The sequence below is a fragment of the Bacillus sp. HMF5848 genome (assembly GCF_003944835.1).
Taxonomy (GTDB): Bacteria; Bacillota; Bacilli; order Bacillales; family HMF5848; genus HMF5848.
The window spans coordinates 3,703,126-3,723,724 of record NZ_RWIV01000001.1; the positions used below are offsets into that span (position 1 = coordinate 3,703,126).

The window sequence follows — 20,599 nt, forward strand, 5'->3', positions numbered from 1 at the left end:
GTCATCCTTCCAATCGGTTGTCTTACCCTTGAGATTTTAATTCGAATATTACATCACGAAGCTCTGCCGCCTTCTCAAAGTCAAGCGCTTTAGCAGCATCCTTCATTTCGCGTTCAAGCTCTGCGAGTACTTTTTCTCGCTCAGCTTTTGAAAGCTTCCCTGCTTTCGGCTTATCACCATAGCCCTCGGTATCTTCGGCAGCATGTGTGGCACGAATGACATCACGAATATCCTTTTTAATAGTTTGCGGTGTAATACCATGCTTTTCGTTATGCTCTTCTTGCATAGTACGGCGGCGTTGTGTCTCATCTAACGCAATTCTCATTGATTTAGTAATCTTGTCCGCATACATAATAACGTGACCATTTGCATTACGAGCTGCACGTCCAATCGTTTGAATGAGTGATCGCTCTGCACGTAAAAATCCTTCTTTATCGGCATCTAAAATCGCCACGAGCGACACCTCTGGGATATCCAGTCCTTCGCGGAGTAAGTTAATGCCTATTAGTACATCGTACTTACCGATACGTAAGTCACGAATAATCTCAATTCGTTCTAACGTGTTAATTTCTGAATGCAAATAGGATACCTTCATACCAATATCCTTCAAATAATCCGTTAAATCCTCCGACATCTTCTTCGTTAATGTCGTCACCAGCACGCGCTCATTACGCTCAACACGCTGATGAATTTCTCCCACCAAATCATCTATTTGCCCTTCAATCGGGCGCACGTCAATCGTTGGATCAAGCAAGCCAGTTGGACGAATAATTTGTTCAATCATCTCTGGTGAGTGCTCAATCTCATATGGACCAGGCGTAGCAGATATGTAGACGACTTGATTAATATGCTCTTCGAACTCGTTAAATTTCAGTGGACGGTTATCCATCGCAGATGGTAAGCGGAAACCATGATCCACTAATACTTGCTTACGCGCTTGGTCACCATTATACATTCCACGAACCTGTGGTAGCGTAACGTGTGATTCATCTATTACAATTAAAAAATCATCTGGGAAGAAGTCTAGTAATGTATACGGTGTAGAACCTGGTGGACGCAATGTTAGGTGACGAGAGTAGTTTTCAATCCCTGAACAAAAGCCCATCTCTCGCATCATTTCAAGATCATAGCGTGTCCGCTGTTCCAAGCGCTGCGCTTCAAGAAGCTTGCCGTTCTCATGAAGCTCTGCTAACCGTTCTTCGAGCTCTTTTTCAATATTTTTAATAGCCTGTTGCATTTTTTCTTCACGTGTAACGAAGTGGGACGCTGGGAAAATTGCTACATGCTCTCGTTCACCTAAAATCTCTCCTGTTAACGCATCTACTTCACGAATACGATCAATTTCATCACCAAAAAATTCAATTCGAATACAATGCTCGTCACGAGAGGCCGGGAATATTTCCACGACATCACCACGGACACGAAACGTCCCACGGTGGAAATTAATATCGTTTCGTTCGTATTGAATATCAACGAGCTTACGCAGTAGTTGATTTCGTTCAACCTCCATCCCAACGCGTAATGAAGCGACTAAATCACTATATTCCTCCGGTGACCCTAAGCCATATATACAGGAAACACTAGCAATAATAATCACGTCACGACGTTCAAACAACGAAGTCGTCGCTGAGTGACGCAGCTTGTCTATTTCATCATTAATACTTGCATCTTTTTCAATAAATGTATCCGTCGATGGTACATAAGCCTCTGGCTGATAGTAATCGTAATAACTTACAAAGTACTCCACCGCATTATTAGGAAAAAACTCTTTAAATTCACTATACAACTGTCCAGCAAGTGTTTTATTATGTGCAATAATCAGAGTTGGTCTGTTTACCTCTTTAATTACATTTGAAATAGTAAATGTCTTACCTGTACCTGTCGCACCTAACAATGTTTGATGCTTTTTGCCAGCATGCAAGCCGTTCACTATTGCTTCAATCGCTTTAGGCTGATCCCCTTGAGGACTGTACTTCGAAACTAATTCAAACCGGTCCTTCACTCGAATTCCCTCCATTCGAGAAGATTTTGTACTCACATTGTACCACAAATATACAAAAAACAAACAAAAAAGCGAACTGACATTCTAATCTTGACAAAAATAATAATATGTGTTTTATTCCGAGCTTCTATTCTCGACAGAAGACAACAAATTCAGTCGGTATTTTTTAAAATTTTGACATTTTTGACAACAAAACATGATAAAATATTTGTATGTTGAAGAATGATAGTTTTTAGCTGATGGAAGTACTCAATGTAAGATAAATGGAGGCTCTATCCGGGGGTGAATGACCGTATAAATGGATACGCTTACAAATTTATATCATATGATTTAAGGATTTTGTCCTTAGCTTTTATGAGGTTAGTCTTACAGTTAAATGTTTCTGCGTAAAAACTCTAGATTTCTGCGTTAATTGGAGGCTATACTCCGTAAAAGTTCTATAGTTCTGCGTAAATCGGAGGCTGTACTGCGTAAAGACTCTAAGTTTTTGCGAAAATCGGAGGCTGTACTGCGTAAAAGTTCTACATTTCTGCGTAACATAGAAGTAATTGAGCTAACCAAACACCTACCTCTGTGAGAATACATATGATCCCTAGCATTCTTAAATCAAGTAAAGATGTTCTCAGGACTTAACACTATTAATTAAATAGCAACAAGATTTGTCTTTATTTCTTTTTGCCTTTTAACACCTGTTTACGTGAATATAAAAAGCCAACGGTCATAGAAGCCATGTCTATCCACATGATCGTCCAAGTGTAAGTATGTATTTTAATAAAAGAAACTAAAAGTAGCGTAGCTGTTAGTGCTAAGCCAACATAGTGATTATATGTCACTCTAGTAAACAAGATAACTAGCAAACACGGAACAAAAATCGCTAACACAATACTTAACATGATATGCCCACTCCTTACTATACTTACTAACATAATAGCAGATTTGCAATATTTGTTACACGACGAACTTCTTGAAATTTTTTCACGTAAAAAAAACTACATTTTGCATGTTACATAGGAGGGATTTCTTTGGACTTTACTCATGATAGAAATAAACTTGTTACAATAATCCTTTGGGCATCATTCGCTATTGGACTTATTAGCACTTTTACTAGTGGTGTTGAAACAAAAGCGCTGCTGACATTTGTCATAACAGGCATAGTAGTAGTAGCTGTTGCAACGTTATTCACGTATAAAAAGTGGCTTACAGCATACGTACAATACTTTGTGTTAATCGGTCTCACTGTTCTTTTTTATTTAATGGCCATGAGTTCACCGAAGCTATCAAATTATTTATTAATCTATTTCTTAATAGCTATTATGATGCTTTACCATAACCTTAAATCATTAGTAGCGGCAAGTGTAGTGGGCCTCGTGCTGTCAAACTATTTTTTCCTTACTCTTAATGAGGAAATGTTTTATGGAGCGGATACGAATATTCTCATTTCACTTAATGCTTTATTCATTGTGATCGCAATCGTGTTAATTGCGCAAACGCGCATAAGCTCTAAGATGATGCAGGACATGCACGCATCCCAGCTTGATTCAGAAGCTAGTAAAAAACAGGCTGAAAGTATGCTTCAAAACGTAAAAGAATCTGTTCAAGTGCTTAACAGTTTTAGTGAGCAGTTTAAAACAAACATTACAAAGACAACAAATATTTCGCGTGAATTAACAACTGCTTTTACAGAGATAACAAGAGGCATTGAAGCGCAAGCAAGCAGTGTCACAGACATGAACGATTCTATGTTACAATCCGGTCAAATTGTTGAATCTGTTTACGATAACGCTAAATCCATGCTTGCTTTGTCTAGTCATTCTGAAAAGCGCGCTCAAGAGGGGAACCAATTAATTCAATCACTTGCTGCAGATATGGAGAATGTGAATGAAACAGTAACGGCTGCTAACCTTCTTATGTCGGAGCTACATGACCAGACAGAATCAATTTCAACGATTTTACAAAAAATAAACAATGTTACCGAACAAACAAATCTACTTGCTTTAAACGCTGCTATTGAGGCTGCACGCGCAGGTGAAGCTGGCAAAGGCTTTGCCGTTGTCGCTGGTGAAGTTCGTAAGCTTGCGGAGGATTCAAAAAAATCGACAGCTGAAATTGCTGATATCCTTAAAGGCATTGAACAAAAAACAAAGCTTGTGTCGGAGCAAGTCGACCGTGGCCAACAGGTTGTCACGTCCAGTTTAGAAACGACCGAGAAAACAAAATATACGTTCGGTAGAGTCGTGTTCAATTCAAATGAAGTGCTTAAAAAAGCAAATGAAGTGTTGCAGCAGGTGGAAGCACTGGAAAAGACATCAACCGCTGTTATAGATGAAATTACAGCTTTATCAAGTGTATCAGAGCAATCTAGCGCTTCTGTAGAAGAAATTCTCGCAAGTGTTGATGAACAAAACACACGTATTGAAAACATTTCTAGTTCTTTTAAAAGTCTTGAAACATTAACAAAGGAACTAACAACTACCTTAAAATCAAAAAACTGACACTCTCCACCTAAAGGAAATGAGCTTTCTCGTTCGAGAGATTCTGTAAGGTTCACTTCTCCTAGAGAAACTGTTGGGACATTTTCCATTGAATCATGGTGAATAGCACTCATAAAAACATTACAAAAAACAGCTAGGCATCCACATGGAAACCTAGCTGTTTGTTTATGCCTGCTCTGTTTGCTTTTTCTCCAGAACTCTTTTCTTTAAATCATCCTCAACACTTTTTTCCCATAAAGGTACATTAGAGTGGTACGCAGCTCTGCTTAATAAATGTCCCGCTACCGGTGCTGTTAAAAATAAGAAAACAATTGCCAAAAATAATCGTGCATTGAGATGCCCTGTATTTATCCCAAATAATAAAAATGCCGCGAATAGTATTAACAATACTCCGAGTGTAGCGCTTTTAGAGGCTGCATGGCTCCGTGTATATACATCCGGCAACCGAATTAAACCGATAGATGTCACTAGACTTAAAGCTGTTCCTAATAAAATGATAAACCCTAATACAATTTTACTAATCTCGATTATGTTCAATGATGTACCCCCTCTCTATAAACTTTGATAGAGCAACAGTACCAATGAACGCTAATGCTCCGATTAACATAATAACCTCTAAAAATGCATCAGTATTCAATTTTAAAGACGTGATCGCAGTTAACCCCATTAAATACACTCCGATTGTATCAAGAGCTATCATGCGGTCTGGAATCGATGGGCCTTTCACAACTCGATAGAGAGCGAGCAATGTGGATATGCTCATGATAACTAAAGATATGTTAAGTAATATATCCAGCATGTTATTTGCTCACCTCCATAATTGCCTTCTCAAATGTAGTTTTTATTTCATATATTGCTTTTTCTTTATCTTCAATATCCATCGCATGGACATACAAAATCTTATTATCATCCGAAACATCGACGACGACCGTTCCAGGTGTTAATGTAATTAAATTGGCAAGCGTTGTGATTTCCCAATCCTGTTTAAGCTCCGTCGGTAAAGCAAATATCCCTGGTCGGATATCTAGCTTTGGTTTTAAAATATGACGAATAACTGTTATGTTTGACTTTATAAGTTCACGTAAAAATATAAATAGCAGCTTCACGATACTAATGACGTTATGCATGTAAAAGCGTTGTGCAAAAAAACGTCGGAATGCGAACAACAGTAACATTCCTAGCAAGTATCCGATAACAAACGTAGCAATAGACCAACTATTTTGTAAAAACATCCAAACAAAAGCAATAACTATATTTAAAAATAATTGTAACGTCATTTTCGCTCTACTCCTTTAAAATGGCATCAATATAAACATTCGGGTCAAGCAGTCCGATATTAGATTGTTCAATATAAGGGTACAACCACTCTGCTCCAAGTCCCATCGCAATTGATACCATCAGTAGCAATGCTCCCGGTAGTACTAAATGATGATACTTTTTCACTACTTTTACTTTATAATCTGGATTCGCCTCACCCCAGAAAGTTCTCATAAAGATTCTAAGCGCGGAGTAAAAGACTAACAAGCTTGAGAGAACAACTAGAACAGCTATCCAGAAAAACTCTGTTTGTAGACCACTTCGAACTATTAGCATCTTACCGACAAAACCACTTAACGGCGGAATACCTGCTAGCGAAATAGCAGTCACAAAGAACAACCAACCAAGTAGCGGATACTGATGAATCAAGCCGCCTAGCTTACGTATATCACTAGTGCCAGTCACTATAATGATGGCTCCCCCTAGCAAAAATATTGCTCCTTTAATAATCATATCATGCACTAAGTAGAACAGCGCTCCGTTTAGCGAATCTGGAGATAGCATCGCGATACCAAATAAAATGACACCCACTGCTGTTAATATGTTATATATCAATATTTTTCGAATATCATAATGCGCAACAGCACCGATGACACCAACAATGATCGTCAACGCTGCTAATATAGCAATTAGCGTGTGCGTAATGGACGGTTCGTGATAAAAAATAACAGTAAACGTACGATAAATGGAATACACACCGACTTTAGTTAATAGCGCTGCGAACAAAGCTGACACTGCTGTAGGCGGTGCTGCGTAGGAGCCTGGTAGCCAGAAAAACAACGGAAATACGGCACCCTTTAGTCCAAATACGATGAAGAACAAAATCGCAATCACCGTAATAATATTTTGTTGTCCCACTTCAGCAATACGCTCTGATAAATGGGCCATATTTAACGTACCTGTTACAGCGTATAAGTAACCGACAGCGATAACAAACAAAGCTGACGAAATAACATTGATCAATACGTATTTAAGAGACTCTCTGAATTGTCCCTTAGTTCCTCCTAGAACTAGTAACACGTAAGAGGAAATTAACATAACTTCAAAAAATACAAACAGGTTAAAAATATCTCCTGTTAAAAATGCTCCAAAAATACCAGTTAGTAAAAACTGAAAAAACGCGTAGAAATAAGATTTTTCTCTCGCTTCACCGATAGTGAAAAAGCTGAATAATAGACACGCAAAGCCAACTATGCTCGCCGTTAGCACGAGTAAAACGGCTAGCGTATCCGCTACAAACACAATGCCATATGGTGCACGCCAGTTCCCCAGCTCTAATGTTTGTATACCTTCCAGATGAACTTGCTGTAATAGCATTGCATTTACAATTAGTAGCAAAATCATTGAAATAACACTTATAACACGCTGTGTTTTTATTTCTTCTTTGAATAGAATTAATATAATACCCGTTAATAACGGAATTAGTAGTGGAACCATAATCATGTTATTCATCTTGTTGATTTCCTCTCATTTCCTCTGTATTTACCGTACCTAGCTCTTGGTGAGCACGATATGCTAAAACAAGGAAAAACGAAGTAACACCGAAGCTAATAACAATCGCTGTTAAAATCAGAGCCTGTGGCAATGGGTCTGTATACATTGGTGCTTTTTCTCCTAGTAAAGGTGGTGCCCCCGTTTTTAGTCCTCCCATTGTTAATAATAAGAGGTGCGCTCCATGACTTAAAAAAGCTGTTCCTATTATAATGCGCAATATTTGCTTAGAAAGCATTAAATACACAGCAGCTGCTATTAACAGGCCAGCTACAACCGACATTAATATCCCCATTTAATCACTCTCTCCAATCGTTTGAATAATCGTCATCGTAATACCGATAACAACTAAATACACACCAAGATCGAATAGCATCGCAGTCGTTAACCCTGATTTCCCTAATAACGGCAACTCCACATAATCATGTGCATGCGTTAAAAAAGGTAAACCAGATAGCATAGGGCCAACACCTGTGATAACAGCTATGAGTAGCCCAACGGCGGTCACAATTTTAAAATCTGCCGGGATGACACGCTTAACCGTCTCCATATCATACGCCAACAGCAGAAGAACGAGGGCAGAAGCGGTCATCAATCCACCGATAAAGCCTCCTCCAGGATAGTAATGTCCTGCAAAAAACAAATAGATAGAGAAGGTAATAATGATAAACACAACTACCTTCGTAATTGTTTGTAAAATAATATTATTTGCCTTCAACTTTATCTCTCCTTACTACCCGCAACGTAATCATCGCAAAAATTCCTAACGCAGCAATACCAAGCACTGTAATTTCAAATAACGTATCCACACCACGGAAATCAACTAATATAACATTGACCATATTTTTACCCGCAGCTTCTTCGTACGTATTGGCTACATAGTATTGAGAGATTGGTTCTAATAACCTTGTTGCATCCGCTGAAATTGCCATCACTGTGACTACCACACCTACCCCGACAGAGATAAGAAGTCTGTTCAGTTTAAAGGCTTCACGCTGAAGATTAGGTAAATATCGAAAGCATAGTAAAAATAAAGCTACTGAAATTGTTTCAACAATTAATTGTGTCAACGCTAAGTCAGGCGCTCTAAACAATACGAAAAACAACGACACTAAATACCCAACCGTACCTAAACTTATAATTGCAGTTAAGCGCGATTTCGTAACAATAGTTGTAATGGCTGCCCCAATTAAAACGAAAGCAAGTACAAGCTCAAACAGTTCAATATTACCTGCATTAATAAAGTCAATAGCCATCGGTCTTAATAAGATAAGGGCTAAGCCAAGAGCTGTTATGAAAAACAAGAAAATGTACGTCAAATATTGACGCAAAGAGCCTGTCATGAGTCTATTCATAACCATAGCGGCACCCTTTTCAATGTTCACAATACCAGCGTTGTATACATGATTTAACGTAAAATTCTTTGGTAACACATTGTAGATTTTAGACCATTTCTTCACAGTAACGTATCCTAAAATACCAAGTGAGATGACAGCGATCGTCATAAATAACTCGATCGTAAAGCCATGCCAGAAGTAAATTTTCACTTTAAAGGTGTCTCCCGTTGCCAGTAAGCTAGGTAAGACTGCTTCTAATGCTGGTTTAATAATACTGTATGAAAGTAAATTTGGTACAAAGCCAAATAAAACAACTAATACAGCTAAAATGATTGGTGATAGCAGCATCCCAATCGGTGCTTCATGTGGTTTTTTCGGTAACTCTGAAAGCTTTAGCTTCCCTGTAAATGTTCTCAGTACAAGAATCGTACTGTATATAAACGTAAAGATACTAGCTAGCCATGCTAGGAACGGGAATAATAACCCCCATGTTTCCATGCTGAAAAAGTTCAATTCTGCTGCACGTATCATGCCGGTAAAAAACATTTCCTTACTTAAAAAGCCATTAAACGGCGGAAGACCAGCCATTGAACCAGCACCGATTAGAGCAACTGTAAACGTAATTGGCATTAACGCCATCAGTCCACCGAGCTTTCTAATATCTCGTGTACCCGTTTCATGGTCGACAATACCAACTACCATAAATAAGCTACCTTTAAACGTCGCATGGTTAATTAAATGAAAAATAGCAGCTGTCGTTGCAATGACATATAAGTTGTCTTGAATGGAATCAAACAGAACCGAAGCCGACCCAACCCCAAACAATGACATAATCAAACCTAGCTGACTGACTGTTGAAAAAGCTAAAATTCCTTTAAGATCCGTTTGCTTAACCGCCTGGAATGAACCCCAAAACAGTGTGATCAATCCAAAGCCTGATACAAGCCAAAACCATTCAGCAGTACCCGCAAACACAGGCGTTAATCTTGCTACTAAATAAATACCAGCCTTAACCATTGTAGCGGAGTGAAGATAAGCACTAACCGGTGTTGGCGCCGCCATCGCATCAGGTAGCCAAATGTAAAAAGGAAATTGAGCGGATTTTGTAAAAGCACCTAACAAAATAAAAATGACTGCAGCTGTAAACAATTCGTGTTGCGTCACAATATCCGCTTGTGCAATAATCTCACGAACACTAAAAGTACCCGTCATATTGTAAAGGAGCAGAAAACCAGCTAGCATCGACAATCCACCAAACACAGTAATGATCATCGATTTTTGTGCTCCGTATAAAGAACTTTCACGTTTATGCCAATATGCGATCAATAAAAATGAGGAAATACTCGTTAGCTCCCAAAACGTGTAAAGAACTAATAAGTTGTCTGATAAAACGACGCCAAGCATCGCACCCATAAATAAAAGTAAATAAATATAAAAGCTACGCAAGTCTTCATGCTTTTTAGATAAGTAATAGATAGAATACAAAACAACAAGAGCACCAATACCCGAAATTAGCAATGCAAATAGCATACTAAGTCCATCAATAACTACAGAAAAATTAATACCTAAAGATGGTACCCAAGGAATTGTTTCTTGCAGAGGCTTCTTTAGCCCTAGAAATTGTAAAAAGTATACAAAGATAAGCACAGGTACCGGCAAAATAAGCCAGCCAGTATGTATACGTTTCAAATACCTATATAAAAAAGGTACGAGAATCGCCATCATAAATGGCAAAAGAATTGCTAAATGTACGAATGACATAAAAATGATGTCCCTCCTAATGATGATGTAAAATTATTTGAGAAGCAAAAAGTTTCATGTTATACAACAAAACCTGATGAAAACGCCGTTTACTTAGTCACACTAAGAAAGTACTCATTGCGTGTGTAAACCACGATATTGCCGCCACACACACTTAAGCTTACTAGTAAGTACTACTCATTGATTGCATAAACCATTAATTAGCCACAATCACTCATTAAGTCGTTTGTAAGTGAAAATTTATCGACTACAACACTAGCGCAATTAGCCAACAATTACTCATTAAGCCCTGCCCAACTATCGATGTTGAACTGTTAGTATGTAAAATTTTTTCGAATAGTGTTGGTCAAATAATAGAAAAAATTTTGCTGTTACTTTCATGTGTCTGCATCCATATAGAAAACATACTATTAGCATTTGATGAGAAGCGAAAATTATCCTATTTAAATGAGATTAGCATGGCAAACTATGGACTCTATGTTTTAAGAGCGCAAATGCTTTGTTCAGCCCCGACCAGCTTAAGACGTACCCGCAGGAAGGGCCTTTTCTCCGGAGAGAGACGGCTTGAGAACACGAGGAGGCTAGGGCTAGAGCTAGACACTAATCTAGGTAAACAACATATACTTTCTTTAACGTTTAGGAATCCAGCAATGTCCGTTTCACTTTTTTACAAAATAAAAGGAGCCTGATAAATAGACAGACTCCTTGGCTTAACGAGAGCGTCTTCAACCAGCGGACATAATTATCCCCAGGTGACAGGCTCCTCCATGTTTGCATAAAGTTGTATTTGCTTAGCTTTTCATAAATTGATTTTATCGTAAATAAGAATATTCATCAACAAATATATTGTAGCCAATGCTCCTGGCTAAGAGGTTCTGAAAATTCTGTGCAACATCAAAACTCAGACAAACCTACAGAGTTTTAAGCTGTGCAGTCGAAGAAGCGCTCGATTAAAGCGCTTCTTCTTGCTGAAGTATCAACGTGTCAGTATAATCCGAGCGAATCATACCGTAATAACAAACATTCTTATACTCACCAGCAATGCATGTAAAATGGCGCAGCAGTCCTTCCTGCTGAAGTCCTGCTTTCTCTAACACTTTTCTTGACGCCATATTCCCTTCTAATACAAGCGCCTCTATCCGCTCCATCCCTTCTACCTCAAACAACTGGCGCACGAGTGCTTTCGTAATTTCTGTCGCATAGCCTTGTCCCCAAAACGCAGGCAATATGTTGTAGCCAACAACTGCTCGTTTATTTTTCACACTCATAGCAAGAACTCCGGCTTCCCCTATATAAGTCATAGATTGCTTAAGAAACAGTGCTTGAAAATCACACTTGCTGTTTTCATAGTTTTGCAGTACCGCTTCAAGTGCCAATTTTGTCTCCGTCATATCAGTAGCCGCCTTTTTATCGGAATACCTCCAAACAATCGGCTCTGACTTTAGTCGGTGAAAATTTGCTAAATCATCCTTACTATAATTTTTTAAAAGCAGACGATTTGTTTCCATTTACGTTTTCCTCCCCGCAATAGGTAAATTTATTTTGAAAGTTGTTCCTTTTCCTATCTCACTGGCAACATCAATATGGCCCTCGTGTGCTTCGACAATCGTTTTACTAATAGCCAGCCCAAGCCCCGCTCCACCATACGATCTTGACCGCGATTTTTCCCCACGATAAAATCGGTCAAATATATACGGTAAGTTTTCTGCTGCAACGCCCGTTCCATTATCAGAAACCTCAATTACGAAATACTTATCTTTTAAGTATGAGCGCAACTGAATAACGCCGCATTCATCATCTATATAGCGTAAAGCATTATTTACGAGATTTTGTATCACTTGTAAAATTCGTTCTGGATCAATCTCAATTGGAGCAGATGGAATATTTAAGTCAACAGCTGCTCGTGCGCCTTTTTGTAAAATATCTGCCTCTATTTGTACAAACATTTCAGCTAAAAACGAACTATTCATTGGTTGCACATTCATTTGTAGCTGCTTTAGCTCCAGCTTCGAAAACTCAAATAAATCTTCGATGAGGCGATTTACTTGCTTTGTTTTCACTTGAATTGTCGCGAAGTATTTTTGCTTTGTCGCTTCATCTTCTGCAATCCCATCCTGCAGCGCCTCTACATACCCTTGAATAGAAGCCAGTGGGGTGCGCAAATCATGTGATATACTTGCGATTAATTCTCTCCTCGATTGCTCCTGTTTTTGCCGCTCTTTTATACTATCGGCGAGTCGGTGCCGCATTTGTTGAAATGCAATTGTCAGCTGCCCTAATTCAGTTCGACTTTTATAAGTAAGTGGATAAGAAAAGTCGCCATCTGACATTAATAACGTCGCATCATTCAATTGCTCAATCGGGGTTAAAATGTGCCTTGAGACATATACGATAAATAAAACAATAAGAGTAGTAAACGTTATCAGTCCTGCTCCTACACTTACGAACACCGAAGAAACAAGCTTCCCATTTACAGTAAAAGTCGCTGGTGAGTTTGCACTTGCTTTTATATTTGCTGTAGCTACTTTTTTGTTATTTTGAAAAATAGAAACGGTGTAAGTATTGAAGCGATCAAACAAATTAAACGTGCGATCATCCCTAGACAATTGATCAGACTCAAAAAGCACCGTCCCTGCTAGAGATACAATCTGAATTTCTATATCAAACTCCCTTAAATACGGCGATATTTTTTCATAAAACTGATCGCTATTGTTGATTTGGTCGTAACTGTCTTGAAGTACCTGTTCTAGCACATAAAAATTCGTTTCAATATCGGTCTCGTTATCAATCGTCTTGACAACGCGTGACATAGAAATAGCAAACGTAAGCACTGACACAATAAGCGGTACTATAACAATGATAATAATAAACGTAAAAAACCTACTACGTACGCCCATTTACTATGACCGCCCTTTAAATTTATAACCAACACCCCATACGGTCAGAATGTAGGCCGGTGTTGAGGGATTTACTTCAATTTTTTCTCGTAGCTTGCGAATATGAACAGTAACCGTATTAATATCTCCAAAATCAGACTGCCCCCATATTTGTTGAAACAGCTGCTCGCGTGTAAACACTTGTCCAGGGTGCTCCATCATATAATAAAGAAGCTGAAACTCCTTTGCAGATACATCAATTTTTTTATTTTTTACATATACATCATACGTATTTTTATTAACCACAATATCATCGACTTGAATTTCATCTTGTTGCTGAGGGCTAGGATTCGCTAATGTAGTATACCGCCGCAGCTGCGCTTTCACACGGGCCACAAGCTCGTTTGGGCTGAATGGCTTCGCAATGTAATCATCCGCTCCCATTCCGAGACCAAGCACCTTATCAAAGTCTTCTTTCTTAGCACTGGCCATCAGGATGGGAATATTGGACTGCTGCCTAATAATACGACACACTTCTAGTCCATCAAGTTTAGGTAGCAATATATCCAAAATCATAATCATCGGCTGCAGCTCTTTAAACTTCTCGAGCCCTTCCTCACCATCATAGGCAATATGCACTTCAAAGCCTTCACGCTTTAAATAATCACGTACTAATTCAGCTATTTCCTTCTCATCCTCCACAATTAAAATGCGGTTGTTCAACGAAGCCCACCCTCTCTTTAACAGTAACTCTTCTCGTAAGCTATCCTAAGAAATGACGCGACACTCTAAGTGAAATCAGTTACCATAATTATAAGAAAAAAAGCCTGACAATGCAGACTTTTTCACAATTTCTACAATAAAATGTCTTTTTTAGAAAACTGTCTAAAGCTTAAGAAGCTAAAAATCAACATGTAACTTACAATCGATAGTATCGCCGAAGTTAACGCAAATCTTTCAGGATTAAAATACAGAATACCAAGACTAAAGTAAGATAAAATAAACGCTGGCTTTATCATCGTTAAAATTTGTGTAAACACGCCCATTAAAATTAACGAAGCTGTTGAGACTCCTACTGACAAGCCACTTGAAGTGAATTGAAACGATAGCCATATGACAAAGCTTGCAAATGCCATGAGCGGAAACACGGACACCACATACGCTAACAAACCGCGAAATAAGCCTGGTAACAATGAATACTCGACTGGTGCGGCTGTTAAATTTGGATCCTCAAACAATACAGTGTCACTCCAGCCCCAATACAATGTACCAATGCCCACTGACATAACATACGAAAAAATAAGCAATGATAAAATGAGAATCGCAAGTGAGCTGAGCTTAGCTACTAACAATGACGACCGTTTAACAGGTGCTAACAGCGAAAGCTTTAGTGTTCCACTACTATACTCATGTGAAATCATTTCTGTTGCTACAAAGATAATAAAAAATGGTAGCACGTAGTTCACGATAGTAGATAACATATACACTGGTAAATTCGGACCGTTCATCACAAAATCAACATGACCTAACAAATCCTCTAAAATGCCAAAAAAGTTAAATCCGACAATCACTGCTATAAAAATATAAAGCTTTTTACTTACAAGCTGCTTATATAACTCATTTTTTATTAGTTGTTTCATGATACTTGACCTCCATCTGTTAATTGTAAAAACAATTTTTCCAACGACTGTTGCTGTGGAATAACGTACTCGACATCAATGCCCGCCTCAACTAGCTTTTTATTTAATTGACTAGAAAACCCTTTTTCAATTTTTACAACTAAGCTTGATTCCGATCTTGTTATCGATTTTACAAATGTCATGGATGTCGCTATTTTCTCAGACGCCTCAAGCTGTTTAGTTCGTAATTCAATCGCTTCATCATCACTAGCAAGGAGTTCCTTCACGAAGCCATTTGCAATAATGCTGCCTTCACGCAGTATCGCAACTCTATCACACACCTGTTCAATTTCATGTAAAATATGGGACGTAATAATAAACGTGATTTGTTGTTCTTGTGCCAATGTCGTAATCATCTCTCGCATTTCTAGAATCCCTTGTGGATCTAAACCGTTCGTTGGCTCATCTAAAAACACGATGGTTGGATGCTGCAGAAGCGCTCTCGCTAACCCAAGCCTTTGCTTCATCCCTAGTGAATACGTGCTAACCTTACGTTTCGCAACCTTTGACAGATGTACCATCTCAAGCACTTCATCAATTCGCTGCTTCGCAATATGCGGATGTAAATTTCTAATAAGCGTTAAGTTGGCATAGCCTGATAAATGTGTGTAAAAGCTCGGCGTTTCAACAATCGCTCCTACGTGTCTAATAGCTTCCATGAACTGATCATCAATGCTGTAACCGTTAATAGTCACCGTGCCACTATCACGTTTTATTAAACCAAGTATCATCCGAATTATCGTCGTCTTACCAGCACCGTTCGGTCCCAAAAACCCGAACACCTCACCTTTTTCCACTGTAAAACTTACGTCACGCACAACTTCTTTTTTATCAAACGAGCGTCGTAAATTATGAACCTCTAATACCGTATCCTTTGTCATATTCATCACCTTTTCGTTTATTATTTTCTATAGTTCTAATAATGAACGACAAAGCTTAACGAGCTCTTATTAAGTTATTAAAAAAGTATTAAATGTTTGTGTGTCAAAGTTTGAATGAAAAATGCAGAGAAATTGAGTGAATGGAACGTTGGAGGGGGCTTTGTTTTATAAATGGGGGGATTTTTGCGTTCAATCGTTGTCGTCTAATGTGACGCGCTCACTATGAGAAATGCGCCGGGCGTTGCCCGAAATGCGCCATACTTTGTCGAGATTGCGCCATTCCTTGTCGAAAATGCGCTACCCCCTTAAACATGCGCCGGGCGTCGTCGGAATTGCGCCATCCGTTGTCGAAAACGCGCCAAACTATGTCGAGATTGCGTCATTCCTTGTCGAAAATACGCCACACCTCACTCTTCCTATCCTCTGTCCTTTTAGCTACAATATGACTATACATAGCACGGAAAGGAAGATTTTTATGTTAAAAAGCTTTTCACTCCGAACAAACAAACGGGATGAAATGATAGATGTAACACAGAAGGTAGAAGCGTACATAAAAGAGATGGGCGTAAAGAATGGAGCGGTCATTGTATACTGTCCTCACACAACAGCCGGCATCACCATTAATGAAAATGCCGACCCCGATGTAAAAACAGATATGCTGCGTCGTTTTGATGAAGTATACCCTTGGCATCATAGCCTTGATCGCCATATCGAAGGAAACACAGCTGCGCATATGAAGGCTAGCACAGTGGGGGCATCGCAACACGTTATCGTCGAAAAAGGGCAACTACTACTTGGCACATGGCAAGGCATTTATTTCTGTGAATTCGATGGGCCACGCACACGTACGTTTTATGTAAAAACAATATAAAAAGCGCAACCGCCATAAGGTTGCGCCCACTTCATTATTCGGAAAGCTCTTTTTGTATCTTTTCCATCATTTGTTGATACTCTTTTGGGTTCTCAAAGTCTGCTTCATCCCAACTCTCTGATAGCCATGTGAGTAACTCCTCTTTTGTATTAAAAACCTCTCCACTCGTGTCAGCATTTCGAATCATATATCGACCGTTATCTTCATCAAGTGTTACTTCGCATGGATACGCTGCATTTTTACAATTCAATGAAAACTCCATCATTCAACCACCTTTTTTTATTTGTTACTTATTCTATACCCGCTATACAAAAATGTATGCATTGTTCAATTACGCAAATAATATGTAGCGAATACAAAAAAGCGAGGTGACGCCTGTGGTACAACGCGACAGTCATAAAAATCAACAACAGCGAATGAAGCAAGCAAGTGATGCTGTGAACCAAAATAAAGATTTCGGATACGATCCAGCTGAGAAAAAGCGACCTGGAAAAAATAAGTAACAAATTTAAAGGACCCCTTAGGGTTTTTTAATCTCTATACCTTAAGGGGACCACTTTTTCCGTGAACGTGCATTTTCGACATGCCAACGTGCATTCTTGACATGTAACCATGCATTTTCGACACGTGAACGTGCATTTCTTTCTTCGGATTTGTTACTTTTTCCGTGAACGTGCATTTTCGACATGCCAACGTGCATTCTCGACATGTAACCATGCATTTTCGACACGTGAACGTGCATTTCTTTCTTCGGATTTGTTACTTTTTCCCCTGAACGTGCTGGAGGGCATAAAACAGCCACCTTCGCAGATGGAAGGTGGCTTCTCTATTATTTTGCTATAGCCGTCTTTTGTGGTCGCTTTGAGTCAGGTACAAACAGTAATCCTAACTCGTGGTGCTGACCTTCATAAAGGGCGCGCTGTACGTAGCGTAGCTCCCCTTCTTTATTTAACACTTCAATTTTACAATACGCCCTGTTTATTTGAAGCGCCTCATAAAATTGTTGCTCATTGCCAACCTCTTCTCCATTTACTCTTGTAATAACTTCTCCGATTTGAAGAGCCATTTTATCGGCAGGAGAATGCGGTAGAACAGACAATATAACAACACCGTTATTTTTTCTTGTAAAAAAGGCTGGTTTAGCCTCATCCGTGAGCTTATCATATAAAAAGATGGCTTCGCGCCCTAACACAGCAACAACTGCTGTGACAATGACCATGCTTGGCCACACAAGCCCGCTAATCGCTAAGCCTACGAGTGCCACTCCAAAAATCATAACCTTATACGAAGCTTGTTTTATTAACGTACCTGAGAGCTGACCAACAATTTTCTGATAAAAGCCTATTGCAAATGGTACACATATGATGGAATACCCCGTATCAGCGACTGCAAAAATGGGCCACCAGCTCGGGAATGATGCTAAGCCTTCTCCAGGAATAAGCAGAAATACTGGCACAAGCCATAATCTGTTAAAAAGCTGTGAGCCAATGACTAAGCCTCTTTTACCTGGAAATAAGAAAGGTGACGTCGGTTCTTGTTTACTTTTAAAAAGTAATACACCTTCTGCCAAAACAAGGATAGCAAGTAAAATGGCAACGCCCGTCATATTTACCACTTCAACCTTCGCGAACCAGTCGCTTATCGGTAAATCTTCAAATGGTCCATATGCCCAGACAACCGCTACTAATATTGCTACTCCGAGCGTAAAAGCAGGTGAAGCCCAGCGCATTTTTAAAGGTGCAAAAAAGATGAGCATCATCGTGAGGATTAGAATAATAAGTGATGGTGTCACAACAATTCCAACTGCCAATGCGACTAAAGACACAGCTAGTCCCATAAATACACTAGTAGAAAGGAAATAACGCAGCTCCGTTAGACCGTACTGCACACGTACCCCAAATTGACGTCGCTCTCTTTTGACACGAAAGTATCCTAAGCCGACAGCTGCTAACACCCACACATATAAAAAAGGATTTATTACTAACCGAAAAATTCCTATAACTAGCTGTTGAAGCCAATCCACCTCATATTCACCTACAATTCTCAAAAACGTCCTATTTTACTACTATTTTATCAAATCTACCATGGAAAACATATAACAAACTTTGAACAAGCAAGAAGAAAAGCGGATTCTCCCGTTTACTCACCAACACTGCACACAAAGAAAAGACCCTAATCCACATGGATCAGAGCCTGAATATGTCTATTTAAAAAGAACCTTTAACGCTGTTTGTAGCTGCAAGTCACTTTCTTCACTGCGAATACGCTCAATAATTTTTGTTTCTAGCTTAACAGCTGTTTGCTCATCTACTTTTCCTGTCATAGGTAAGTCATTTGCTTTTTGGAAAGCTTCTACAGCTGTTTTTGTCTCTTCACTAAAATATCCATCTTCTCGACCAGGACCATAGCCTAAGCCACTTAACATTTTTTGTAATGCCACAACCTTTTCACTCGTTTGGTCATACGCAAGTACTTCGTTTTCATTAAGCTGAATAGGGCTTACGTAGAAATAATCTGGTTGTTTAATTTCGACTGTCGGTTCAACACCTGTTTTGTGAATCCAGTTTCCATCAGATGTGAGCCATTTGAACATCGTAAGCTTTACTTCACTGCCATCATCCATTGGTACTGTTTGTTGAACAGTTCCTTTACCGAATGACGATGTACCAACTACATCATATCCCACCGCTTCTTTAAGCGCACTTGATAATATTTCTGAAGCCGATGCACTACCTTCATCAATAAGACTCACAATTGGATACGGCTTTTTCTCTTCAAGATTCGTAAAGAATCGTTGTGTTTCACCATTACGATCCTCGATTTGTAGCATCGGTTTATCCTTAGGAACTAATTCACGTAAAATGGCTTCCACACTTTGTAAATATCCACCTGGGTTCCCTCTTACATCAATAACAAGACCGTCAATCTTTTGTTTTTCAAGCTCTTTTAGTTGTTTAAAGAAATCCTCACTTGTTTTTTCCGAGAACAATGCAATTTCTATATAGCCAACTTTTTTACCTTCGTACTCTTTAAGATCACTATATACAGTCTCAATCGGAATCTCATCGCGAACTACATCAACCATTAAAGGCTCTGTTACACCTGGTCGTTTAATCTCAAGTGTAACTGTCGATCCTTTTTCACCACGAATTTTTAAAACAGCTTCGTATAAGTCAAGCCCTGCAATCGATTCGCCATCTACGGATAAAATCTGATCATTTGGCTTTAAGCCTGCTTTTTCTGCTGGGGAATCTTTGTACGGTGCAACAATCGTTACTAGGCCATCAACCATACTAACCTCAGCGCCAATTCCTTCAAAAGTAGAGCTTAAATTTTGCGAAAAGCTTGCCGCTGTTTCCTCATCCATATATGAGCTAAAAGGGTCTTCAAGCTGTTCAATCATTCCGTTAATAGCGCCTTCAATAAGTTCCTGCTCATCTATATCCTCAACATACTGTGTGGCAAGAAGCTTGTATACTTGTTCAATTTTTGCAAGATCCTCATTAGACATATCGGCATCTTTATCAATAGTTGCCACCGGTAAGCTGATTACATCGCCACCATTCGCCATCTCAGCGGATGTTAATTGTAATAGCGAATAGGTGCCACCGACACCTATGATAAGTGATAACAGCATAAGCAATACTGTAACTTTACGATTCAATCGTTCCAACCTCCTATGTGACTTCAATCAGTTGTAAGTTATTGTACCAATCTTACAGCGAACAGTCATCTAATTTCTCTTACCAGGCCATGCAGATGCTCGTCCAAATAAATGAGACCACTCTAGTGACCTTCTCAAGTTTTTCATTTAGAAAAATATAAGTCCTCCGTAACAACGACAAGCGCTTGAGGTGCAATAGCTGCATGTTTAGGACTTAAGCTACCGAAC

20 protein-coding genes are annotated in these 20,599 nt (G+C 39.1%); 3 read left to right on the forward strand and 17 right to left on the reverse strand.

All coding sequences use genetic code 11. The annotated features are described in order from the left end of the window. Positions 1-22: 22 nt before the first annotated feature. Together uvrB and EJF36_RS17865 are read right to left on the reverse strand one after the other, a co-directional pair. The gene (gene uvrB / locus EJF36_RS17860; RefSeq protein ID WP_125907593.1) at positions 23-2,002 is read right to left on the reverse strand and encodes an excinuclease ABC subunit UvrB; all 1,980 of its coding nucleotides are present in this window, start codon (positions 2,000-2,002) and stop codon (positions 23-25) included. 665 nt (positions 2,003-2,667) lie between these two features. Beyond that, on the reverse strand, positions 2,668-2,895 hold the full coding sequence (locus EJF36_RS17865; RefSeq protein ID WP_125907594.1) for a DUF2198 family protein: 228 nt from the start codon (positions 2,893-2,895) through the stop codon (positions 2,668-2,670). 897 nt (positions 2,896-3,792) lie between these two features. Here EJF36_RS17865 and EJF36_RS22265 point away from each other — a divergent pair. Next, complete coding sequence (locus EJF36_RS22265) at positions 3,793-4,494, forward strand: methyl-accepting chemotaxis protein (RefSeq protein ID WP_395940645.1); 702 nt, start codon at positions 3,793-3,795, stop codon at positions 4,492-4,494. Positions 4,495-4,659: 165 nt separating this feature from the next. On the opposite strand, the gene mnhG is transcribed toward EJF36_RS22265, so the two are convergent. From mnhG to EJF36_RS17930, 12 genes are all read right to left on the reverse strand, one after another. Continuing rightward, entirely contained in the window at positions 4,660-5,025 is a 366-nt protein-coding gene (gene mnhG / locus EJF36_RS17875; RefSeq protein WP_125908444.1) for a monovalent cation/H(+) antiporter subunit G, read from the reverse strand. Next, a complete protein-coding gene (locus EJF36_RS17880; protein ID WP_125907596.1) occupies positions 5,012-5,293 on the reverse strand; it encodes a Na(+)/H(+) antiporter subunit F1 in 282 nt (93 codons plus the stop codon). Before EJF36_RS17880 ends, mnhG begins: the two co-directional genes overlap by 14 nt. 1 nt (position 5,294) lies before the next feature. Next, complete coding sequence (locus EJF36_RS17885; RefSeq protein WP_125907597.1) at positions 5,295-5,771, reverse strand: Na+/H+ antiporter subunit E; 477 nt, start codon at positions 5,769-5,771, stop codon at positions 5,295-5,297. A 7-nt stretch (positions 5,772-5,778) separates the two neighbouring features. Then, on the reverse strand, positions 5,779-7,263 hold the full coding sequence (locus tag EJF36_RS17890; protein WP_125907598.1) for a Na+/H+ antiporter subunit D: 1,485 nt from the start codon (positions 7,261-7,263) through the stop codon (positions 5,779-5,781). Then, on the reverse strand, positions 7,256-7,597 hold the full coding sequence (locus EJF36_RS17895; protein WP_125907599.1) for a Na(+)/H(+) antiporter subunit C: 342 nt from the start codon (positions 7,595-7,597) through the stop codon (positions 7,256-7,258). The genes EJF36_RS17890 and EJF36_RS17895 overlap by 8 nt, the downstream gene beginning before the upstream one ends. After that, positions 7,598-8,020, reverse strand: coding sequence for a Na(+)/H(+) antiporter subunit B (locus tag EJF36_RS17900; RefSeq protein WP_125907600.1), 423 nt, complete (start codon positions 8,018-8,020; stop codon positions 7,598-7,600). It abuts the gene before it with no gap. Then, entirely contained in the window at positions 8,007-10,400 is a 2,394-nt protein-coding gene (locus EJF36_RS17905) for a Na+/H+ antiporter subunit A (protein ID WP_125907601.1), read from the reverse strand. Before EJF36_RS17905 ends, EJF36_RS17900 begins: the two co-directional genes overlap by 14 nt. A gap of 950 nt (positions 10,401-11,350) precedes the next feature. Further along, the gene (locus EJF36_RS17910) at positions 11,351-11,908 is read right to left on the reverse strand and encodes a GNAT family N-acetyltransferase (protein WP_125907602.1); all 558 of its coding nucleotides are present in this window, start codon (positions 11,906-11,908) and stop codon (positions 11,351-11,353) included. Next, the gene (locus EJF36_RS17915) at positions 11,909-13,297 is read right to left on the reverse strand and encodes a sensor histidine kinase (protein WP_125907603.1); all 1,389 of its coding nucleotides are present in this window, start codon (positions 13,295-13,297) and stop codon (positions 11,909-11,911) included. Positions 13,298-13,300: 3 nt separating this feature from the next. Next, positions 13,301-13,999: a response regulator transcription factor gene (locus EJF36_RS17920; protein WP_125907604.1), complete on the reverse strand. Its 699-nt coding sequence runs from the start codon at positions 13,997-13,999 to the stop codon at positions 13,301-13,303. A gap of 131 nt (positions 14,000-14,130) precedes the next feature. Then, positions 14,131-14,916, reverse strand: a complete 786-nt coding sequence (locus EJF36_RS17925) for an ABC transporter permease (protein ID WP_125907605.1) — start codon at positions 14,914-14,916, stop codon at positions 14,131-14,133. Beyond that, positions 14,913-15,836 (reverse strand): ABC transporter ATP-binding protein, encoded by a 924-nt coding sequence (locus EJF36_RS17930; protein ID WP_185806954.1) that lies wholly within the window; start codon positions 15,834-15,836, stop codon positions 14,913-14,915. Before EJF36_RS17930 ends, EJF36_RS17925 begins: the two co-directional genes overlap by 4 nt. A gap of 475 nt (positions 15,837-16,311) precedes the next feature. On the opposite strand from EJF36_RS17930, the gene EJF36_RS17935 reads away from it, so the two are divergent. Further along, a complete protein-coding gene (locus EJF36_RS17935) occupies positions 16,312-16,707 on the forward strand; it encodes a secondary thiamine-phosphate synthase enzyme YjbQ (protein WP_125907607.1) in 396 nt (131 codons plus the stop codon). Between the two features lie 34 nt (positions 16,708-16,741). Here EJF36_RS17935 and EJF36_RS17940 read toward each other — a convergent pair whose 3' ends face one another. Then, positions 16,742-16,972: a hypothetical protein gene (locus tag EJF36_RS17940; protein ID WP_312028271.1), complete on the reverse strand. Its 231-nt coding sequence runs from the start codon at positions 16,970-16,972 to the stop codon at positions 16,742-16,744. A 112-nt stretch (positions 16,973-17,084) separates the two neighbouring features. Between EJF36_RS17940 and EJF36_RS21930 the strand changes: the two genes are divergently transcribed. After that, positions 17,085-17,210, forward strand: a complete 126-nt coding sequence (locus EJF36_RS21930; protein ID WP_260471934.1) for a hypothetical protein — start codon at positions 17,085-17,087, stop codon at positions 17,208-17,210. A gap of 326 nt (positions 17,211-17,536) precedes the next feature. Here the strand turns inward: EJF36_RS21930 and EJF36_RS17945 are convergent, their stop codons facing one another. Together EJF36_RS17945 and EJF36_RS17950 are read right to left on the reverse strand one after the other, a co-directional pair. Then, the gene (locus EJF36_RS17945) at positions 17,537-18,730 is read right to left on the reverse strand and encodes a PDZ domain-containing protein (RefSeq protein ID WP_125907608.1); all 1,194 of its coding nucleotides are present in this window, start codon (positions 18,728-18,730) and stop codon (positions 17,537-17,539) included. Between the two features lie 180 nt (positions 18,731-18,910). After that, entirely contained in the window at positions 18,911-20,371 is a 1,461-nt protein-coding gene (locus EJF36_RS17950) for a S41 family peptidase (RefSeq protein ID WP_125907609.1), read from the reverse strand. Positions 20,372-20,599 lie beyond the last annotated feature (228 nt).

Excerpts from the sequence above, each read along its gene's own strand:
- EJF36_RS17865 (WP_125907594.1), bottom strand. The coding sequence starts at position 2,895 with ATGTTAAGTATTGTGTTAGCGATTTTTGTTCCGTGTTTGCTAGTTATC.
- EJF36_RS22265 (WP_395940645.1), top strand. The coding sequence starts at position 3,793 with ATGCTTGCTTTGTCTAGTCATTCTGAAAAGCGCGCTCAAGAGGGGAAC.
- EJF36_RS17880 (WP_125907596.1), bottom strand. The coding sequence starts at position 5,293 with ATGCTGGATATATTACTTAACATATCTTTAGTTATCATGAGCATATCC.
- EJF36_RS17885 (WP_125907597.1), bottom strand. The coding sequence starts at position 5,771 with ATGACGTTACAATTATTTTTAAATATAGTTATTGCTTTTGTTTGGATG.
- EJF36_RS17890 (WP_125907598.1), bottom strand. The coding sequence starts at position 7,263 with ATGAATAACATGATTATGGTTCCACTACTAATTCCGTTATTAACGGGT.
- EJF36_RS17895 (WP_125907599.1), bottom strand. The coding sequence starts at position 7,597 with ATGGGGATATTAATGTCGGTTGTAGCTGGCCTGTTAATAGCAGCTGCT.
- EJF36_RS17905 (WP_125907601.1), bottom strand. The coding sequence starts at position 10,400 with ATGTCATTCGTACATTTAGCAATTCTTTTGCCATTTATGATGGCGATT.
- EJF36_RS17910 (WP_125907602.1), bottom strand. The coding sequence starts at position 11,908 with ATGGAAACAAATCGTCTGCTTTTAAAAAATTATAGTAAGGATGATTTA.
- EJF36_RS17915 (WP_125907603.1), bottom strand. The coding sequence starts at position 13,297 with ATGGGCGTACGTAGTAGGTTTTTTACGTTTATTATTATCATTGTTATA.
- EJF36_RS17925 (WP_125907605.1), bottom strand. The coding sequence starts at position 14,916 with ATGAAACAACTAATAAAAAATGAGTTATATAAGCAGCTTGTAAGTAAA.
- EJF36_RS17930 (WP_185806954.1), bottom strand. The coding sequence starts at position 15,836 with ATGACAAAGGATACGGTATTAGAGGTTCATAATTTACGACGCTCGTTT.
- EJF36_RS17935 (WP_125907607.1), top strand. The coding sequence starts at position 16,312 with ATGTTAAAAAGCTTTTCACTCCGAACAAACAAACGGGATGAAATGATA.
- EJF36_RS17940 (WP_312028271.1), bottom strand. The coding sequence starts at position 16,972 with ATGATGGAGTTTTCATTGAATTGTAAAAATGCAGCGTATCCATGCGAA.